The organism is Nocardioides pinisoli, assembly GCF_024199985.1.
GTDB lineage: Bacteria > Actinomycetota > Actinomycetes > Propionibacteriales > Nocardioidaceae > Nocardioides > Nocardioides pinisoli.
The window spans coordinates 52,488-68,800 of record NZ_JANARS010000006.1 but is presented as its reverse complement, the minus strand read 5'-3'; the positions used below and the strand labels follow the sequence as shown (position 1 = coordinate 68,800).

Genomic DNA, 16,313 nt, shown 5'->3' with positions numbered 1-16,313 from the left:
CCCATGTCGCACTTCAAGGCTAGTTCCCGTACGGACCTCATCGTCCGCGTAGAGACCGACACCGGCGCTGATGCGCTCGGTTGGGTCATCGGCTCCTGTGAGCACAGCCTCGTGCTCCACATCGATGACACCGGACATGAGCAAGACGGCTGGACAGTGATCATCCCTTGGGATCGGATCACCGATCTAGCAGACGTCACCGAGTTCATGACCGTTGGCCCCGCGTGGGCCCAAGCGCTGGTGTGACCATGCAGCGCGATGGTGCGGTCTACCACTACACCGACGTCCGAGGCCGTCCCGTCCTGCGCAAGATCAGGAGGGAGGGGTGGGAAGAGAGGCGCTACAAGTTCCGTCAGCAGGCCGCTGTGTACCGCGACGGATACATGGCGTGGAAGGGCAGTCGCGGCTGTCTTGAGCGGTACCAGCCCGACTGGTCGGCCAAGGCCATGTACAACCTCCCCTCCCTCCTGTCTGCCTTGCGAGTGCATGCTCCGGTCTATTTCTGCGAGGGCGAGCGCGACTGCGACACCGGCACCGCGCTCTGGGGCTGGGCAACGACTACGAACTGGCAAGGCGCCGCTGAGTTCAACCCCGATCAGGCCGAGTGGTTCACGCGGTACGGGTCGCGGTCGCGGATCAAGATCCTCGTCGACAACGACGACGCCGGTCACTACGCAGCAAACCTGCGGCGTAGGCGGCTGGTCGGCGCGGGTGTCGACCCGAAGCGGATACGCCTCTACCGGCCCATCGACCCGGCCCATAAGGACCTCACTGACGTGGCTGGGGTGGGGCTAGGGCTGTCTGCCTACGAGCGCCTGCGGCCTAGCGAGGTTCGGGAGCGCGCAGGCACCTACAGGGCGAGTTTGCGGGCGTCCGGCGAGCGCATCTCCTGGCGCGAATACCAGAGCGGGGTCGCGCAATGAGCGAGCGCACGCACTGGTCGAAGCCGATCAACCTCGACGCTGCTCTGGCCGGTGCTCCGCCGCCTGAGCCTGCCGTGGGTACGTGGACGGACACGAGCGGCGACAAGAGCCGTACTCGCGCCCTGTTCTATCCGAACGAGGTCCACAGCGTCGGTGGCGAGCCGGAGTCGATGAAGTCGTGGCTACTGCTCTTGGCCAGCGTGCAGGAGATCAAGCTCGGGCGACATGTCATGTACGTCGACATGGAGGCGAACGACCGGTCCATCGTCTACCGGCTGAAGTTGCTCGGCGCGACCAACGCTCGCATCAAGAAGCACTTCCACTACTTCCGGCCTGATGATGCGATCAGCGAGGAGGACCAGCGGCGCTTCCGACTGATGGTGAAGCGATGGTCGCCGTCGCTGGTGGTGCTCGATGGCGTGACGGAGGCCTACTCGTTGCACGGGCTCAGCATCAACTCTTCCGAGGACGCTGCCGCTTGGTTCGCGTTGTTCGCTCGCCGCTTCCAGACCAAGGGGGCGGTTGATGGCTACGACGGGCCAGCCATCGTGGAACTGGATCACGTCGTGAAGGATCGCGACGGACGCGGCAACTGGACGATCGGCACGCAGCATAAGAAGGCCGGCATCAAGGGCGCCATGTACATGGTCGAGTCGCTGCGGCCGTTCGGGGCGGGCAAGCACGGCGTCTCCCGGCTGCTGCTCGCCAAGGACAGCCCAGGCGGCGTGGCGTACGTATCGATTGGCGGAAAGGCCCGCCAGCGCTACGTAGCCGACCTTCATTGCGACGCGACTGGCGGCGGGGCCGGGGTCGATGCCTGGATCGAGACCACGGAGGTCAACGAGGCCGTCGATCCTGAAGCGGACAAGCCGCTCGCTGAGCAGTACGGCTTCCGCATGCTCATGCAGGACGTCTGTGACTTCATCGGTAAGAACCCCGGTGCCTCACTGCGTCTGGTCCGAAGCGGCGTGAAGGGCACCAACGAACGCATCGCCCTCGCCGTCGAGCACCTGTGCCGTGATGGCTTCGTGGCGAATGAGGGCTCTGGCAACCGCGCGCAGTACGTGGTCAAGCAGGAGTTCTCGGCGCTTCGAGTGGTTCCTGGGGGTGCTGACTGATGTGCGGTTCGGCGGTTCGGGAACGGTTCGGCGGTCCGATCGCGAACCGCGTACGGGTAGCGGTTCGGCGGTTCGCGCGCCCCGTAGGGGCGAACCGCCCGAACCGAACCGCTCGGACCCCAAACGAACGAACCGCTCGACCGGTTCGGATCGAAGGAGGAAGTGATGGGCAAGAAGAACAAGGGCAAGGGGAGCGCGCCTAGAACGACCGTTGGCAAGGACGGCCGGGGCAAGGCCCGCAGCACGAAGCAGCGTGAAAGTGCGGCGCCGTCCGCGAAGCGACCGCCATGCGACAAGTGCGGTCAGGTTCACGGGCGATGCGCCGGTCATACCAAGCACGGCCCCAACGCGGGGAAGCCGTGCGGAGCGAACCCACGTGCGGGAGCACTCGTCTGCATCAAGCACGGAGGCAACCACCCGGGGCAGAAGAAGGCCGCCAAGGAACGGCTTCTCGAGTTGGTCGATCCGGCACTCGCGGCACTCCACAAGGTGCTGACCGATCCGAACACCGACGACCACAACAAGGTCCGGGCCGCGCAACTGGTGCTGGACCGCACCGGCTTCAAGCCGGGCATGGTGATCGAGGTCGGGATGACCAAGTTCGACCAGGTGTTGGCCGATGCCGTCGGCTTGGACCCGGCGACGGGAACCGTCCAACTCGACCGGGGCCACTCACCATCAGCCCTCGCATCTGGTGATCACTCATGGGAGGACATGGAGACGCACGCCACGGAAGCGCAGGCGAAAGCTTGGGCTCCGTACGACGACGAGGACGAGCCTCAGCGCATCGACCCCGACGCCGACACCGTGCCCGGCGAGGTAGTGAGCATCCTTCCGGAGCCGCCTGACACCCGAGGCGTGCCGAGCGAGTACGACCGGGGACACACGACCGCGTGGCCGTATGGGCGTGAGCCTGGGTGAGGCCGGGCCGGCTGGGCTCGGCCCCAACCGAGCCGCGCGGCCCCGGCAAACCCCAAGTGACGTGCGAGAGCAGCGCTGCCTCACAGCCGCAACCTAGCGTCGCGGGGCGGGGCGTAAGGCTCGACCTGTAGTTAGCGCCCCGTCGGAACCGACGAGAGGAGTGCTGATGGGCAAGAGGCAAGAGCCGATGCACGTGATCGGCTACACCCGCGTGAGCACGCGAGAGCAGGCCGCCAACGGCCATTCGCTCGACGCTCAACGCGAGGCGATTCGAGAGAGGGCTGCTCGAGAGGAATGGGAGGTCGAGTGGGCGAGTGACCCCGGCTGTTCGGGCGCGTACATCAACGCCGACCTAGCGCGAGCACTCGACATGCTCGCCGGAGGTAGGGCTGACGCCCTCGTCGTGAGCAAGCTTGACCGGCTGGCCAGGTCGGTGGCGCACGCTGCCGACATCCTCGCCACGGCGCAGGCGCAGGGCTGGAACCTCGTGGTGCTCGACCTGGGCATCGATCTAGCGACGCCTCAAGGCCGCGCACTCGCCCACATGCTGGCGACGTTCGCCGAGTTGGAGCGGGAGTTGATCCGGACTCGCATCCGTGACGGCATGGCGCAGCGTCGCCGTGAGGGCAAGCCGCTCGGCCGCAAGCGCGTCGCATCCACGGCGGTGGTCAAGCGCATCTGTGCCGAGCGCGAGGACGGCAAGTCCTTCAACGCCATCGCCCAGGTGCTGACGGATGAGGGCATCCGTAGTCCAGAGGGTCGTCCGCACTGGCAGCCCTCGACGGTGCGGCGCATCTACAACAGCGCAACCAAGGCGGTGGCCTGATGACCACCCCCGCTTCGCCCCCTCCCTGGGACCCGGACGAGTACGACCGCCGCATTGAGCGCGAGCGCGAGGAAGCCCGGCGCAAGGTCTTCTCAGCACTCGTGCCGCTCGCTGACCAGAAGAAGATTCTCGGCTACCCGTTGCGGGACGAGCCGAACCCCACGCAGTTGCTCGGGAGACCTCGACGACCCAAGAAGAAGGAGGCCGACTGATGGCCAGAAGGAAGACAGGACCGCGTGCGTGGATACGCGAGTCGTACCGCACCAAGAACCTCCCATCGAGCAAGCGCCGGTGGGAGGTTCTGTATGAGGACCCGCATCAAGCTTTCAAGAAGCGCACCAAGGGTGGGTTCCGCACGAAGGGCGACGCCGAGCGCTGGCGCGACGAAGAGTCACCGGCCGCCAAGCACTCCCAGCGGCTCGCGTGGGTCGACCCGGCGCGCGGCGACGCCACCTTCCAGACCGTCGCTGAGGAATGGCTAGGCACTTACACGAGTGCGTCGGGCAAGAAGGCTGGCTACAGCCAGCACGCGCAGGTAGTGCTCGGGTCGCGGTCGCTCGTCCGCACCCACTGGGGCCACAGGCGAATCGGCGACATCACCCACCGCGAGGTCACGGCGTGGTTGAAGGAGACCACGGCCACCCGAAGCCCCAGCACGGCGCGGAAGAACTTCTACACGTTCCGTCGAGTGATCCGGTACGCCGTGCAAAACGGACTGATCCTGCGCGATCCGACCGTCGGCGTCGCAGTCCCTGGACAGCGTGACTTGAGCACGCAGCAGGCCGAGCGGGTCATCCCGACCGTCGAGCAGGTTCACTTGCTGATCGCAAACACTCCTGAGCCGTGGGGCATCTACGTCCGGTTAGCCGCTGCGACGGGGATGCGACCAGAAGAGCTGTGCGCGCTGCAACTGCGCGACGTATCAGCCGCGTGCGACCAGATACTCGTTCGGCGCGTGCTCGTGAAGGACCGGACCACGGGGGAGTCGATCTACGAGGACGTACCCAAGACTCGACGCTCCCGCCGCACCATCGACCTCGATGACTTCACCGCTGATGCGCTCCGCGTTCACCTGACGACGCAGCAGGCCCGAGCCGCCAGGTGGTTCGCCGCTCACCCCGACCGGCTACCCGCTGACCCCTCCCTCCTACCCGTGGTCCCCGGGGTGGGGGAGTTCAAGCGCGGCGCGAAGCAGCGCAAGACCGGGACGGACGTCGACTGGCTGGTGTTCAACCGTCCATTGCGACACGGGTGGTTCACGATGCGCTACTGGTCGAGCCTGCGTACCAGCGCAAGCTTGCCGACGTCGGTGCGCTTCTACGACCTGAGGCACTTCCACGCCTCGTGGCTGGTCGAGCAGATCGGCCGGCCAGGCGCGTTGAGCATCGTGGAGATCGCCGAGCGTCTGGGCCACGCCAGCACCAAGATGACGCTCGACCGCTACTCACACTCACAGCCCGACCGGGACAAGCGCAACGCCACCGCAGCCATGTGGGCGGCCCCTAACGTCACGCGCCTGCCGGTGTCGGCTTCTTGAGAGCCGCGGACTGAGACCAAAGTTGCTTTGGGGACGGGATCGTCGGGTCTTGTCGCCGCGTTCCTCTAGGGTCGCCCTGTGACGTCAACCGGGTTCAACAACAGCCATCTCTCGACAGCGCGGCGAGTGAAGCAGGACGAGTTCTACACGCAGTGGGCTGACATCGAAAGTGAGATCAACGCCTACCGGGAGTACGACCCTGACGTGTTCCGCGACAAGGTCGTCCTCTGCCCGTGTGACGATCCCGAGTGGTCCAACTTCGCCAAGTACTTCGCTCTCAACTTCACCACACTTGGTCTCAAGAAGTTGATCTCAACGTCGTATGCGCCAGACAGCAACCCGGCTGGAAGCTTCTACGCTCCGACTCTGTTCGAGACAGAGGACGAGCACTTCGACCCGTCGAGGACTCGAGTCAACGGCAAGAAGTTTGTCCTAGAGCGCGAGGACCACAACGGTGACGGCGTCATCAATATCGACGACCTCCAATGGGAGTACCTCGAGGGCGACGGTGACTTCAGAAGCGCGGAAGTGACGGCGCTTCGCGATGAGGCGGACGTCATCATCACCAATCCGCCGTTCAGCATGTTCCGAGCATTCATCGCTTGGCTCATCGAGAGCAACAAGAAGTTCTCCGTCATCGGGAGCGATGCCGCCGTCACGACGAAGGACTTCTTCGCCCTCGTCAGGAGCAACACGATTTGGAAGGGTGCGACTGGCAACACATCCGACATGGTATTCGGCGTCCCGAAGGGCATGGCGGTGGATCCGAAGGACGCTGCGAAGGCAAAGCGTCTCGGGTACGCGCCCAACGATCTGCACAACTTCACCAGGCTCGGAAATTCTTGCTGGTGGACCAACCTGGATCACGGCCGTCGTCACGAGCCGATGCAGTTGATGTCTATGGAAGACAACATCAAGTTCAGCAAGCACAAGGTGGTCAGAGGCAAGGGCTATCGCACGATGGACAACTTCGATGCCATCGACGTCCCGCGGACCGATGCCATCCCCAGTGACTACGACGGCTTGATGGGCGTTCCGATCTCATTTCTTGATAGGTATAACCCTGACCAGTTTGAGATCGTAAGCCTCACTCAAACGTGGTCGGACATATCCACGAAGACCTATCCTGGTCAGACACTGGTGAAGCCCGATGGGTCGCGCAAGAAGGTGGGGGCCCTAAACAGTGGTCCCGCGTTCAAGCTCGACAGCCCTCCAGACGGCGAGCCCTACTACGAAGTTGATGGCGAGTATTACGTGTCTTCGTTCAAGCGAGTCCTGATCAAGCGAAAGGTCGCCAAGTGAAGACCAACCTCAAGCACTACACCGTCGAACAGGTTGTTGAGGGCTTTGTCTTCAACATGCTGGAGGCGAAGGGTGTCTTCGGCCTCAACGGCAAGTTGACGATCCAGCCGGAGTATCAGCGGAACTACATCTACGATGACGCCAAGGGCCGCGACAAGGCTGTCATCGACTCGCTGTTAAAGGGGTATCCACTCGGACTTATCTACTTCAACGTCAAGCCGGACGGCGACCTAGAGGTCTTGGACGGCCAGCAGCGCATCACGAGCGTGGGGCGCTTCGTTACTGGCAAGTTCGCCATCAAGGTCAATGGCAACGAGCAGACCTTCTCGTCGCTTCCTAAGGATGAGCAGCAGAAGATCCTGGACAGCGATCTCTTGGTCTACGAGTGCGAAGGCAAAGAGAAGGAGATTAAGGAGTGGTTCCAGACGATCAATATCGCTGGCGTCCCGCTGAACGCTCAGGAACTTCTCAATGCGATCTACTCCGGGCCGTTCATCACTGCGGCCAAGGCTGAGTACAGCAACCCTCGCAACGCCAACCTCCAGAAGTGGCAGTCGTACATCAGAGGCGATGTGAAGCGTCAGGAAGTCCTCGGGGTTGCACTCAACTGGGTTGCAGCGTCGGAGGGCCAATCGATCGACGCCTACATGGCGGCTCATCGTAATGACACCAATATCGACGGCCTCAAGACCTACTTCACGACAGTGATCGACTGGATCGGGAGCGTGTTCACCCGTTCCCCGGACCCAGAGATGAAGGGTCTTGAGTGGGGTCGTCTGTACGAGGAGTACAACAAGACCTCCTACAGCGCCGCGGCGCTTGACAAGCGGATCGACGAGTTGCGCGCGGACGACGCCGTGAGAGCGCCCAAGGGCATCTATGAGTACTTGCTCGGCGGCGAATCCGATCCGAAGCTTCTAGACATCCGTCTCTTCGAGGAGCCCGTCAAGCGCGCCGCCTACGAAAAGCAGACTAAAGCGGCCAAGGCGAAGGGCGTGTCCAACTGCCCGACGTGCGCGGGGTTGACCAACGCCAACCAAGCTCGGATCTACAAGCGGGCCGAGATGGACGCCGACCATGTAACCGCCTGGTCGAAGGGCGGCAAGACGGATCTCGCGAACTGCGAGATGCTCTGCAAGACCCACAATCAAGCGAAGGGCAACCGCTAGATTCCGCCGAGTTAGCGGCGCACGCCCCACCCGACAGCCCGCAAACCCACCTGAGGCGGATCTAGGCCGGGCGGCTGGGGCGAGCGCCCAGCGCGACCTACCGATCCGCCTAAGCACAACTTGCGGTCGCCTCGTCAGTGGTCGAGTTGGTACCAATGAACAGTCGCAATGACGACCTCGAGGTCGTCGCCCGAATTGCCCGCGCACCGTTGCCCACCGGCGGTCTCGGCCGACACCGCGTAACGCGGTGAGATTGAGGGCCCCCGATCAAGGATGGTGATCGTGACGTCTTGCCAGCCGTGAGTCTCGCTCTCACGCTGCATAACGAACGTTTCCTGGCGCCATGTCTCCGAACCGGATGCGGCAGCATTTAGGGCCTTGATGACCTCGCTGGTCTCACTAATGTCCATGGCTACATAGTTGGTTCCCAGCGGGTGTGCTGCAAGGCCGGGCCTCGACGGGCCAGCCTTGCGAGCGGGGTGTGACTGGACGACTACGCGGCGCTAACCCGAGCGGCCTTCTTGACGGTGGTCGTCGCGGCGGTCTTCTTCGTTGCCGGCTTCTTCGCCTTGGGGGCGGGGAGGTCAAGCCGACCTTCCGTGATCTTCTCCGCCTTGCCGGCAACGATGGCCTTGCACTTGGAGCAGAAGTTGGCTGGGGTCGAGCCGTTCTTCCAAGCTTGGCCGCGAGCGGAGGCGGTCGTCTCCGCCCCGTGGTTGAGGCAGGTCGTGCGCCACTCGTCGCCGTCCTTGCGGGTCCAGGTCGTCGCTCCTGTGGAGCGGCTTACCGCGTGTCGGACTCGGGTGCTGTTCTCGGGCATGGCAGCCATTCCCTTCGGTTCGGCGCTCCCTTGCAGAGCGCGAGGAGCGGCGAACCGTACGCCTGCCGTTGGGCGTCTTCCTCATTCCGCAGGTCGGGGTGTGCGTGGGTTGCACTGCCGAGTGCCCACGCGTCACGGCGCTCCTTCGGCGCTCCGGCATCAGTCGCATTCGGCCTCGACGTGAATCCCCACTGAAACCGTGTGCGAGGCGTGCAAAACTCAGGCTGACCAGCACAAACGGCTGACGAGGGCGCGGACCGACCCGGACCGCCGTGGACCCTATAGGGTCTAGTTGAGGGTCTTAAAAACCGCACAGTCTGGGTTCGAACCCCAGCCGGGGCACCGAGTGGCCAGCGGGGGCAGCAGGCATGCGCGGACCCGGAGACGGTCACGTGGCTCGGAGGTGAGGTCATCAACGAGCGGTACGGCCTCGACCATGCTCACGGGTTGATCAAACGCGCGCTCGCCGGCGTCGAGGCGGGCACCCACATGAGCTGGGCAATCGCCGACACGGCGACCGACGACCTGCTCGGTCACATCAGCCTGATCGGCCGCGGCGGCGAGCTGACCGACACTGCTGCACTGGGCTACTGGGCACATCCGGAAGCGCGTGGATCCGGCGTCACCACCGCCGCTGCTCGGGCGGTCGTCGGCGAGGCCTTCACGCCAGTGAGTGACGGTGGTGGAGGTCTGGCCGGGATCACGCTGGTGGTGGCCGTGGGCAACGTGGGCTCGCAGCGAGTGGCTGAGGCGGCCGGGTTCCGGCGAACGGTACGCATGCGCCAGAGCGACCTGCTCCTCGACGGGACCTTCACCGACGAGCTCACCTACGACGTCCTTGCGACCGACCCCCGCTGACGAGGCGCTTGGGGCATCTCCACATGTTCTCGGGCCGTTGACCTGGGCCGAGAGGCGTGAGACAATCGAACATACGTTCGACCAACACGGGAGGTGTCGGAATGGTGGCTCAGGCAGGAGGCCAGGCGTGGCAGGCCGATGACCTGCACGCGCTGGCCGACCTCCTGGCTGACTCCCTGGTTGCCCTGGCGCCTGCCGGCGGGGGTGCCGACCTGCTCGACCGGCTCGAGGCCCTGGAGCGGATCAAGTCCGCGGCCGCGGCCGCCCAGGCGGTCGTCACGACCACCTTCGCAGAGGACGCCGCCACCGAGGACGTGCCGGCGGCCGGACGTCGTACGCCGCCGCGGGCGATGTCGATCGGCGCGGAGGTCGCGCTCGCGACGCTGGCCAGCCCGCATGCGGGGGAGCAGCGCGTGCTGCTGTCGCGGCGGCTCCGCGACGACCTCCCGCTCACGCTGGCCGCGCTCGGCCGCGGCGAGCTCACCGAGGACCGTGCCTTCATGATCGCCCGCGAGGTCGCCCACCTCGCGCCCGAGCAGCGCGCCCGTGTCGACGACGACCTCGCCCCGCGGCTCGCCGGACTCGGCGACGCCCGCCTGCGCCAGGCGGTCCGACGCTCGTGCCTGACCGTCGCCGCGGAGGCAGAGGCGAGGCGGCACGCCCGGGCCCGGGCCGAGCGCCGGGTGACGTCGCGGCGCCTCGACGACGGCACCGGGCAGCTCACCGCGACGCTGCCCCTCGAGGTCCTCTCCGCGGTCCGAGCGGCCCTCGACGACGCGGCCGCGACCGCCCGGGCGCAGGGCGACCAGCGCACCGCCGGCCAGGTCCGGGCCGACACCCTCGCGGCGCGGATCACCGGCGACGAGACCGTGACCGACGCCGTCCCGGTGCGGGTCAACCTCGTCATCGGCGTCGAGTCGCTCCTCGGGGACGGCACCGAGCCCGGTCTGGTGCAGGGCGAGGGCTTCCTGCCCGCGGAGCTGTGCACTGCGTGGGTGCGTCGCGCCAGCCACGCCGCCAAGGCTGCCCTCCGGCGGCTCTTCGCGAGCCCCGAGGACCGCGCCCTTGTCGCGATGGAGTCCACGAGCCGCCGCTTCGAGGGGCTGCTGGCCGAGCTCATCCACCTCCGCGACGGCGGCACCTGCCGCACCCCTGGCTGCAACGCTGCCATCCGGCACCACGACCACGTCGTCCCTGCCGCCGCCGACGGCCGCACCGAGGCCAGCAACGGCCAGGGCCTGTGCGAGCGCTGCAACTACGTCAAGGAGTCACCCGGCTGGGCCTCCTGGGTGGCCGATCCGGGTCAGACCAGCCGCCACGAGGTCCACGGCGTCACCGAGCACCTCCGCATCATCCGGTCCACCTCCCCGCCGCTCCCCGGCGGTCCGGCGGGGGAGGTGACCTGGTCGCCCGCCGAGCTCCGGCTGGCGAGCAGCTTCACCCTCGCGTCGTAGGCGCTCGGGCGCGGCGGGGTGCATGGTGGGCCCATGCCATCTCGGAACGCGCTCGGCGCCACCTTCGCCTGCCTCGCCTGCCTCGCCTGCCTCGCCTGCGCTGTCGTCGCGGTCGCTCCCGCGTCGGGCGCCGTGACCGCTTCATCCGCTGTGCCCGCGCGGTCGGTCGCGGCGACCTGTGACGGGTTGCCGGCCATGATCGTGGGCACCGACGGCGCCGACCGCCTCGTCGGCACCGCGGGCGACGACGTGATCGCCGGCCTCGACGGGACCGACGTCATCGTCGGCGGCGGGGGCGACGACACCATCTGCGGCGACGCCGGGCCCGACGAGCTCGCGGGAGGACCGGGCGACGACCGCCTCTTCGGCGGCACCAACGGCCTGGTCAACGTCTTCGAGAGCGCCGACGAGCCCGCCGGCGACGCGCTCGTGCCCGGTCCGGGCGACGACCTCGTCGACGTCGGCGTCAACACCGTCCTGCGCGGCGACGGCTGGAACCCCCCGGACACCATCGACTACTCCGGCTCGGGGGCCGGCGTGACCGTCGACCTCGTCAGTGGCGTCGCGACGGGTGAGGGCAACGACACCGTCGTCGTCGACCAGCCGCAGCCGAGGATCGGCTACGTCGTCGAGCTGATCGGTTCCACGCACGCCGACCACCTGCTCGGGACCGAGCGCTCCGACCAGCTGATCGGCAAGGGCGGCGGCGACCGCGTCGACGCCCGCGGTGGCGACGACCTCGTGCTCAACGACTGGGACGAGTACTCACCCGCCCCGGGCGAACCGGCCGACGACGTCTTCGACGGGGGAGACGGAGACGACTCCCTCGACTCGTCCGGGGGCGACGACGTGCTGCTCGGCGGTGCCGGCCGCGACGACCTCACCAAGACGCGCGGTCCCGCGACCCTCGACGGCGGTTCCGGCCGTGACCGTCTGGTCGCCCAGCTCGACGTCGGACGCCACACGGTCGCAGGCGGTGACGGACGCGACGAGGTCCTGCTGTCGGTCGGCAACACCGGCCGCCGGGCCCGCGGGGTGGTCGACCTCGCGCGGGGGCGGTTCGTCGTACGCCTCGCGCGCCAGCGGGCGGTCCGCGCCACGCTCACGGGGGTCGAGCGGGTGGTGATGCCGTCCGGCGCAGGGCGGTGGACCTACCTCGGCACCGCGGGGCCCGACCGGGTCAGGGGGAGCTCGGCCTACACCGCGCGCGGCCGCGGGGGCGACGACGTACTGATCGGGTCGGCCGCGGACGACGTCCTTCTCGGCGGACGGGGTCGCGACCGCGTCGTGGGCGGCCGCGGCGAGGACCGCTGTCGCGGCGAGGAGCTGCTCGGCTGCGAGCGGCCACGCGCATCCTGAGAAGTTGCTGTGACGGGAACAGCGCGCCGTCCGCCCACGTTTGACGTGATGTCACCCCGGCTAGAGTGGGCTGACACGACAGGCGCCGTCACCGCGACGGCGTCGACCCTCCGGAAGCTCCGGAGGCGGCCTCCAAGGAGAGACCATGAGAAGCAACAACCCTGTCTTCGCCCGATCCGAGGAGTTCAACCGAGCCTCCTCCAACGCCTACGGCAGCCAGACCTACCCCGCGGGTGGCTCGTCCTACCCCGGCTACGGCGACACCGGCACCGACCCCTCGCAGTGGGGCACCGGCACGCCCGGGCAGGTGGACCAGGGCCGGATGACGGTCGACTCGGTGGTCCAGAAGACCGCCATCTCGATCGCCCTCGTCTTCGCCTCAGCCTTCGCCACCTGGTGGTGGATCGGTGACATCGTCGACGTCAACGGTGTCAGCCAGGAGGCCTATGGCCGCGCGCTGACGCTGTCCATGCTGGGCGCCGGTGCGGCCTTCCTGCTGTCGCTGGTCAACAGCTTCAAGCGCGTCATCAGCCCCGCCCTGGTGCTGACCTTCGCCGCCGCGGAGGGTGTCGCGCTCGGCGCGATCAGCAAGGTGTTCGACGCCCAGTTCGGCGACGGCATCGTCACGCAGGCGGTCCTCGGCACCTTCGCCGCCTTCGCCGGCACGCTGGCCGCCTACAAGTTCCTCGACATCAAGGTCGGCGCCAAGTTCCGCACCTTCGTGATCGCGGCCATGTTCGGCATGGTGGGCCTCGGCCTGCTGTCGATGGTGCTGAGCCTCTTCGGCATCCAGACGGGTCTCTTCGGTTTCGGTCCCCTCGGCCTCGTGATGGCGATCGCCGGCCTGGTGCTCGGTGTCTTCATGCTGATCCTCGACTTCGACTTCGTCGAGAACGGCGTCGCCGCAGGCCTCCCGGACCGCGAGTCGTGGCGCGCGGCCTTCGGCCTGACCGTCAGCCTGGTCTGGATCTACACCAACCTGCTCCGGATCCTCGCGATCCTGCGTGGCGACTGATCCAGCCGCTCAGCTGATCCACCGCTGATCAACCCCGCCGGCCCGCTCGAGCTCAGCTCGGGCGGGCCGTCGGCATGTCGGAGGCCGAGTCCTCCTCGTGCTCGCGCGGCGACTCGGCGTCGGTGGAGGGACGACGGCGGCGGTGGCGCAGCTCGACCCAGCGGCCGCGGAGGCCGCGCTGGGTGCCGCCGACCTCGGTGCCGTCGACCTCGGTGCCCGGCGTACGAGCAGCACGCACGGCCGCGGCCGCGACCGGGAGGATGCCCTCGCGCCGGCGCGGCTCGGGCAGCGCCTCGTCCTCGGGCAGCAGGTCGAGCGCGGCGAGGCACGACGGGATGAGCACCGACGCGAGCTGCTTGTAGCCGTCGGCCGAGGGGTGGAAGCGGTCGGGGCCGAACATCAGGGCTGGTGCGGCGTCGAACTCGGGGCCGAGGATGTCGCCTAGGGAGACCGTCCGGCCGCCGTTCTCGATGACGGTGATGGTCTGCGCGGCCGCGAGGCGGCGCGACCACTCGCGCGCCACCTGCTTGAGCGGCGGCGGGATGGGTCGGATCGTGCCGAGGTCGGGGCAGGTGCCGACCACGACGGCGACGCCCTCCTCGCGCAGGCGTCGTACGCCCTCGGCGAGGTGGCGCACCGACGCCGACGGCAGCACGGTGTGGGTCACGTCGTTGGCGCCGATGAGGACGACGGCGACGTCCGGGTGGGTGCCGATCGCGGCGTCGACCTGCTCGGCCAGCGCGCTGGACTGGGCCCCGACGACGGCGAAGGACCGCAGGTGCACCCGGCGGTCGGCCTGGGCCGCCACGCCGGTGGCGAGGTGGGCGCCGGTGGTGTCCTCGACGCGGTCGACCCCGTAGCCGGCCGCGGCGGAGTCACCGAGGAGGGCGATGCGGATCGCCGGGCCGGGCCGGCCGCGGCCGTACCAGCCCGTCGCCTGGGGAGGTACGTCGGTCGCGTTGCCGATCACCCTCCGCGCGATCTTCGCCTCGGCGACCAGGACGCCGTAGAGCCCGGCGCCGAGCACGGAGAGTCCGCCGCCGCCCAGGGCCGCGGCCGATGCCAGCTTGCGTGCTGCTCCAGTTGCCCCCACGGCGTCGATGCTACGCAACCGGCAGTGACGGCTACGGACGAGTAGACGGCTAGATTGGCCGGGTGCAGTACGCGAACTCCGTCATCGACCTGATCGGCAACACCCCCCTCGTCCGGCTCAGCCGGACCCTGGACCTCCCCGAGACCGCGTCCGACGGTCCGCTGGTCCTCGCGAAGGTGGAGTACCTCAACCCGGGCGGGTCGGTGAAGGACCGCATCGCCACCCGCATGATCGAGGCGGCCGAGGCGTCCGGCGAGCTCCAGCCCGGCGGCACGATCGTCGAGCCGACCTCCGGCAACACCGGTGTCGGCCTGGCGATGGTGGCCCAGCAGAAGGGCTACAAGTGCGTCTTCGTGTGCCCCGACAAGGTCAGCGTCGACAAGCGCAACGTGCTCAAGGCCTACGGCGCCGAGGTCGTGGTGTGCCCGACCGCGGTCGCGCCCGAGCACCCGGACTCCTACTACAACGTCTCGGACCGCCTCGCCTCCCAGCCGGGTGCGTGGAAGCCCAACCAGTACGCGAACCCGCACAACCCGCGCTCGCACTACGAGACCACCGGCCCCGAGATCTGGGAGCAGACGGAGGGGAAGATCACCCACTTCGTGTGCGGCATGGGCACCGGCGGCACGATCAGCGGCGTCGGGCGCTACCTCAAGGAACAGAACCCGGACATCCAGGTCATCGGCGCCGACCCGGCGGGGTCGGTCTACTCCGGCGGAACGGGCCGCCCCTACCTCGTCGAGGGCGTCGGTGAGGACTTCTGGCCCGACACCTACGACCGCACGGTGGCCGACCGCGTCATCGAGGTCTCCGACGCCGACTCCTTCGCCTTCACCCGCCGCCTCGCCCGCGAGGAGGCGCTGCTCGTCGGCGGGTCCTGCGGCATGGCGGCCTGGGCCGCGCGGCAGGTCGCCCACGAGCTCGCCGCCGAGGGACGCACCGACGCCGTCGTCGTCGTCCTGCTGCCCGACTCCGGTCGCGGCTACCTCACCAAGATCTTCAACGACGACTGGCTCGCCCAGTACGGCTTCGCCAGCGGCGCGCAGGCCGACCAGCGCACCGTCGGCGAGGTGCTGCGCGGCAAGTCGGGCCAGCTGCCCGACCTGGTGCACACCCACCCCGGCGAGACGATCGCCGAGGCCGTGCACATCCTCCAGGAGTACGGCGTCAGCCAGATGCCGGTCGTGCGTGCCGAGCCGCCGATCGTGGCCGCCGAGGTCGCGGGGTCGGTGTCGGAGCGCACCCTGCTCGACGCCCTCTTCGCCGGCACGGCCCGGCTCACCGACCAGGTCGAGGACCACATGTCCGAGGCACTCCCGACGATCGGCTCGACCGAGGCCGCGGCCGACGCCGTGTCGCTCCTCGAGAAGGCCGACGCGGTCCTGGTCCACGAGGACGGCAAGCCCATCGGCGTGCTGACCAGGCAGGACCTGCTCACCTTCGTGGCCGCCTCGTGAGGCGCCCCGCAGCGGGGCTCACGAGGGGCCTCGTCGTGGTCGCGTGCCTCGCCACCCTGGTCGCCTGCAGCGACGACGACGGCTCCGGCGCGGCCGCCGGCACCGACCCGGTCGAGGTGGAGGTCGGCAAGGCCTTCACCTGGAACGACTTCGCGGTCGAGGACGGCTGGGAGCTCACCGGCATCGAGCGCTCGGCCGGCATGGACGAGAAGGTGGTCACCCCCGAGGTGAAGGGGACGATCAAGAACACCTCCGACGAGGAGCGGACCGCCCTCTTCCAGATGGTCTTCTCCGCCGACGGGTCGGCGCTGGCGACCGTCAACTGCTCGGCGCGGTCGATGCTCCCCGACCAGTCGCAGCAGTTCGTCTGTCCCGGCCTCAGCGCCACGATGCCCGAGGACTACGACGCGGTCGTGGTGCAGGAGTTCAGCCGAGACACGACCTCCGGCTGACGTGGGGGC

General features: G+C 67.9%; 17 protein-coding genes and 1 pseudogene. 15 read left to right on the top strand and 3 right to left on the bottom strand.

What is annotated here, in order from left to right; genetic code table 11:
- Positions 1-3: 3 nt before the first annotated feature.
- From NCI01_RS14335 to NCI01_RS14295, 9 genes are all read left to right on the top strand, one after another.
- The gene (locus NCI01_RS14335) at positions 4-246 is read left to right on the top strand and encodes a hypothetical protein (RefSeq protein WP_254182177.1); all 243 of its coding nucleotides are present in this window, start codon (positions 4-6) and stop codon (positions 244-246) included.
- Positions 243-923: a toprim domain-containing protein gene (locus NCI01_RS14330; RefSeq protein WP_254182176.1), complete on the top strand. Its 681-nt coding sequence runs from the start codon at positions 243-245 to the stop codon at positions 921-923. Before NCI01_RS14335 ends, NCI01_RS14330 begins: the two co-directional genes overlap by 4 nt.
- Entirely contained in the window at positions 920-2,041 is a 1,122-nt protein-coding gene (locus tag NCI01_RS14325) for an AAA family ATPase (protein WP_254182175.1), read from the top strand. Before NCI01_RS14330 ends, NCI01_RS14325 begins: the two co-directional genes overlap by 4 nt.
- Positions 2,042-2,206: 165 nt before the next feature.
- Positions 2,207-2,962 carry a hypothetical protein gene (locus tag NCI01_RS14320; RefSeq protein WP_254182174.1) on the top strand — a complete coding sequence of 252 codons (756 nt, stop codon included), beginning with the start codon at positions 2,207-2,209 and terminating at the stop codon, positions 2,960-2,962.
- Positions 2,963-3,128: 166 nt separating this feature from the next.
- Positions 3,129-3,788, top strand: a complete 660-nt coding sequence (locus NCI01_RS14315; RefSeq protein WP_254182173.1) for a recombinase family protein — start codon at positions 3,129-3,131, stop codon at positions 3,786-3,788.
- The gene (locus NCI01_RS14310) at positions 3,788-4,000 is read left to right on the top strand and encodes a hypothetical protein (RefSeq protein ID WP_254182172.1); all 213 of its coding nucleotides are present in this window, start codon (positions 3,788-3,790) and stop codon (positions 3,998-4,000) included. Before NCI01_RS14315 ends, NCI01_RS14310 begins: the two co-directional genes overlap by 1 nt.
- Positions 4,000-5,325, top strand: a complete 1,326-nt coding sequence (locus NCI01_RS14305; protein WP_254182171.1) for a tyrosine-type recombinase/integrase — start codon at positions 4,000-4,002, stop codon at positions 5,323-5,325. Before NCI01_RS14310 ends, NCI01_RS14305 begins: the two co-directional genes overlap by 1 nt.
- A 78-nt stretch (positions 5,326-5,403) precedes the next feature.
- Positions 5,404-6,627, top strand: coding sequence for an adenine-specific methyltransferase EcoRI family protein (locus tag NCI01_RS14300; RefSeq protein ID WP_254182170.1), 1,224 nt, complete (start codon positions 5,404-5,406; stop codon positions 6,625-6,627).
- On the top strand, positions 6,624-7,796 hold the full coding sequence (locus tag NCI01_RS14295; protein ID WP_254182169.1) for a GmrSD restriction endonuclease domain-containing protein: 1,173 nt from the start codon (positions 6,624-6,626) through the stop codon (positions 7,794-7,796). Before NCI01_RS14300 ends, NCI01_RS14295 begins: the two co-directional genes overlap by 4 nt.
- A gap of 134 nt (positions 7,797-7,930) precedes the next feature.
- Here the strand turns inward: NCI01_RS14295 and NCI01_RS14290 are convergent, their stop codons facing one another.
- Together NCI01_RS14290 and NCI01_RS14285 are read right to left on the bottom strand one after the other, a co-directional pair.
- Positions 7,931-8,206 (bottom strand): hypothetical protein, encoded by a 276-nt coding sequence (locus NCI01_RS14290; protein ID WP_254182168.1) that lies wholly within the window; start codon positions 8,204-8,206, stop codon positions 7,931-7,933.
- Between the two features lie 83 nt (positions 8,207-8,289).
- Positions 8,290-8,616, bottom strand: coding sequence for a hypothetical protein (locus NCI01_RS14285; protein ID WP_254182167.1), 327 nt, complete (start codon positions 8,614-8,616; stop codon positions 8,290-8,292).
- 378 nt (positions 8,617-8,994) lie between these two features.
- Here NCI01_RS14285 and NCI01_RS14280 point away from each other — a divergent pair.
- From NCI01_RS14280 to NCI01_RS14265, 4 genes and pseudogenes are all read left to right on the top strand, one after another.
- Positions 8,995-9,474: pseudogene (locus NCI01_RS14280) on the top strand (GNAT family N-acetyltransferase); the annotation flags it as partial.
- Between the two features lie 104 nt (positions 9,475-9,578).
- Positions 9,579-10,928, top strand: coding sequence for an HNH endonuclease (locus NCI01_RS14275; RefSeq protein ID WP_254182166.1), 1,350 nt, complete (start codon positions 9,579-9,581; stop codon positions 10,926-10,928).
- Positions 10,929-10,961: 33 nt separating this feature from the next.
- Positions 10,962-12,287: a calcium-binding protein gene (locus tag NCI01_RS14270; RefSeq protein ID WP_254182165.1), complete on the top strand. Its 1,326-nt coding sequence runs from the start codon at positions 10,962-10,964 to the stop codon at positions 12,285-12,287.
- A 145-nt stretch (positions 12,288-12,432) separates the two neighbouring features.
- Positions 12,433-13,302: a Bax inhibitor-1/YccA family protein gene (locus NCI01_RS14265; protein ID WP_254182164.1), complete on the top strand. Its 870-nt coding sequence runs from the start codon at positions 12,433-12,435 to the stop codon at positions 13,300-13,302.
- A 52-nt stretch (positions 13,303-13,354) separates the two neighbouring features.
- Here the strand turns inward: NCI01_RS14265 and NCI01_RS14260 are convergent, their stop codons facing one another.
- Complete coding sequence (locus NCI01_RS14260; protein ID WP_254182163.1) at positions 13,355-14,395, bottom strand: SGNH/GDSL hydrolase family protein; 1,041 nt, start codon at positions 14,393-14,395, stop codon at positions 13,355-13,357.
- Between the two features lie 62 nt (positions 14,396-14,457).
- Between NCI01_RS14260 and NCI01_RS14255 the strand changes: the two genes are divergently transcribed.
- Positions 14,458-15,852 carry a cystathionine beta-synthase gene (locus NCI01_RS14255; protein WP_254182162.1) on the top strand — a complete coding sequence of 465 codons (1,395 nt, stop codon included), beginning with the start codon at positions 14,458-14,460 and terminating at the stop codon, positions 15,850-15,852.
- Positions 15,849-16,304 (top strand): hypothetical protein, encoded by a 456-nt coding sequence (locus NCI01_RS14250; protein WP_254182161.1) that lies wholly within the window; start codon positions 15,849-15,851, stop codon positions 16,302-16,304. Before NCI01_RS14255 ends, NCI01_RS14250 begins: the two co-directional genes overlap by 4 nt.
- The last annotated feature ends 9 nt before the right edge of the window (positions 16,305-16,313 follow it).

Coding starts and splice junctions, on each gene's coding strand:
- NCI01_RS14335 (WP_254182177.1), top strand. CDS start 4: ATGTCGCACTTCAAGGCTAGTTCCCGTACGGACCTCATCGTCCGCGTA.
- NCI01_RS14325 (WP_254182175.1), top strand. CDS start 920: ATGAGCGAGCGCACGCACTGGTCGAAGCCGATCAACCTCGACGCTGCT.
- NCI01_RS14320 (WP_254182174.1), top strand. CDS start 2,207: ATGGGCAAGAAGAACAAGGGCAAGGGGAGCGCGCCTAGAACGACCGTT.
- NCI01_RS14315 (WP_254182173.1), top strand. CDS start 3,129: ATGGGCAAGAGGCAAGAGCCGATGCACGTGATCGGCTACACCCGCGTG.
- NCI01_RS14310 (WP_254182172.1), top strand. CDS start 3,788: ATGACCACCCCCGCTTCGCCCCCTCCCTGGGACCCGGACGAGTACGAC.
- NCI01_RS14305 (WP_254182171.1), top strand. CDS start 4,000: ATGGCCAGAAGGAAGACAGGACCGCGTGCGTGGATACGCGAGTCGTAC.
- NCI01_RS14290 (WP_254182168.1), bottom strand. CDS start 8,206: ATGGACATTAGTGAGACCAGCGAGGTCATCAAGGCCCTAAATGCTGCC.
- NCI01_RS14285 (WP_254182167.1), bottom strand. CDS start 8,616: ATGCCCGAGAACAGCACCCGAGTCCGACACGCGGTAAGCCGCTCCACA.
- NCI01_RS14270 (WP_254182165.1), top strand. CDS start 10,962: ATGCCATCTCGGAACGCGCTCGGCGCCACCTTCGCCTGCCTCGCCTGC.
- NCI01_RS14265 (WP_254182164.1), top strand. CDS start 12,433: ATGAGAAGCAACAACCCTGTCTTCGCCCGATCCGAGGAGTTCAACCGA.